Origin of the sequence: Streptomyces sp. NPDC032472 (assembly GCF_040636955.1) — a bacterium.
Classification (GTDB): Bacteria; Actinomycetota; Actinomycetes; order Streptomycetales; family Streptomycetaceae; genus Streptomyces.
Genome location: NZ_JBEZVK010000197.1, coordinates 1 through 1,683, shown reverse-complemented (window position 1 = coordinate 1,683; position 1,683 = coordinate 1). Strand labels below are relative to the sequence as shown.

General features: G+C 63.3%; 2 protein-coding genes. Both read right to left on the bottom strand.

The genetic code is table 11. The features are described from left to right. A partial coding sequence (locus AB0F11_RS38140; protein ID WP_362184462.1) for a glycosyltransferase occupies nt 1-843 on the bottom strand: 843 nt, incomplete at its 3' end. Further along, nucleotides 840-1,683, bottom strand: an 844-nt coding sequence (locus AB0F11_RS38135) for a polysaccharide pyruvyl transferase family protein (protein WP_362184460.1), incomplete at its 5' end; no start/stop codon positions are given. The genes AB0F11_RS38140 and AB0F11_RS38135, both read right to left, overlap by 4 nt.

Below are 1,683 nucleotides of genomic sequence, written 5' to 3'. Positions count from 1 at the left end.
GAATTGCGGACCGATGAAATGGACCCCGTCGCCGTTCACGCCCTCGCTGACCATGCCGCGCAATTTATCGACGTAGGAAGGATCCCCCCAACCACCGACGATCAGGTTCCAGCGCGCATTGATCGAATCCGTCATGACGCACCCCTTCCAGGCGCTCAGCAGATTCTCCACGCCCTTCTTGGGATGCAACCGCCCGAAATAAAGCAGCAGTTTCCGGGATGCCAGTTCGCCGGTCCACCAGGACGGCAACCCGGGATTGTCCAGCTCCGGAATCGTCACACCGTTATGCACGATGGCGATCGGCTGTTTCAGACCCACGGCCCGGATCGCATCCGCCTCCTCGCGATTCAGTGCATGAAAGCACGCGGCGCGATTCAAATGGCTGTGTTCATAGGCCGCGAGCGCGACCCACTTCTTCAGTTTCGAACGCTTCATGATCCATGGATCGAGCATGCCGTGCGGCGAGATGATGTAGGGCTTGCGTCGACGCCGATGCCACGCGACGACATCCGCCGAAGGGTGCATCCAGATTCCGTGCGTGTGAACGATTTGGGCATCGGATGCCAGCAGCGAAGTGCGCAAGCCCGGGGAGTAGCCGAACATCGCGGGACCGACCGCGTCACGGGTCGTCACCCGCGTCCCGCGCCATTGCGGAAGGTCGGTCCTGGTGTTCGCGTCGTTCAGTGCGAATACGCGCGGTACGAACCCGTTGGACGGCAGCGCGAGTGCGAGGCCACGTACCGCGTCGAACAGGCCGCCAGCGGTTCTGGACGCGGACGCCGTTACGAACCCGACCTGATGGCCCGGCGCCTGCGCAGGATGGAAGTCGGCCGTCCCGGTCACGCGGCCTCCCGCAGAAGATCCGCAAACCGCGGATACAGGCGACGATAGCGCTCTACCGCGCGATCGATCTCCGCCTGCCCCCGCGACGGCGCCCGATAGTCGGCGATCATCGTTCGCGCGATTTCATCCACATTGAAACCGTCGATGTCGTATACGCGGGCGCTCAAACCCAGGTCCGTCATGATGCCGCTCGTCTTGGGCAGGTAGGAGAGCGCCACGAGCGGCCGTCCTGCCAAAAGTCCAAAGATGCATGAGTGAAAGCGGCTACCCAGAAATACCGAGGAGCCGGCGATGATGCTCCTGACGTCCGCCACGGGTCGGTCTTTCTGATCCAGGATGACGAATTCCCGACACCGCTCGGCGATCTCGCGGCCCACCGGCAGATCGGCCGCGACCTGGTTGACGATGACGATCCGCACGCCCAGCGTGTCGTGCAGGATATTCAGCAGTTCGCACAGGCTGCGGACATACCGTTCCTTGGCCTGCGCCTGGTCGGCGGCAAGCGGAAACGCCCATTCGATCACCGAAACCGCGTTATAAGGCTCGTCCGGATCGATTCCGAGTTCCGCCTTCATCGACGCGGTCGCGGCCGGCGACGCAGCATGCCAGAAGGCAAGATCGCCGGTCCTGGCGACTCGCGCTGCCGGCAACGCGAGCGTCTCGACGACAAAATGGTACGACTCGCTTTCCCGTACGCAGATGAGGGATGCCTTGGCGAGCACCTTTGCGGCAAACCACCGGCCGCGCCTGGAGCGGATCGGACCGACGCTCTGCGGCGCCAGAACCACGGTGGCGCCAAACTTCGAAGCCGCCCAGATCTGGATCAGGTTCGCGTAGTAC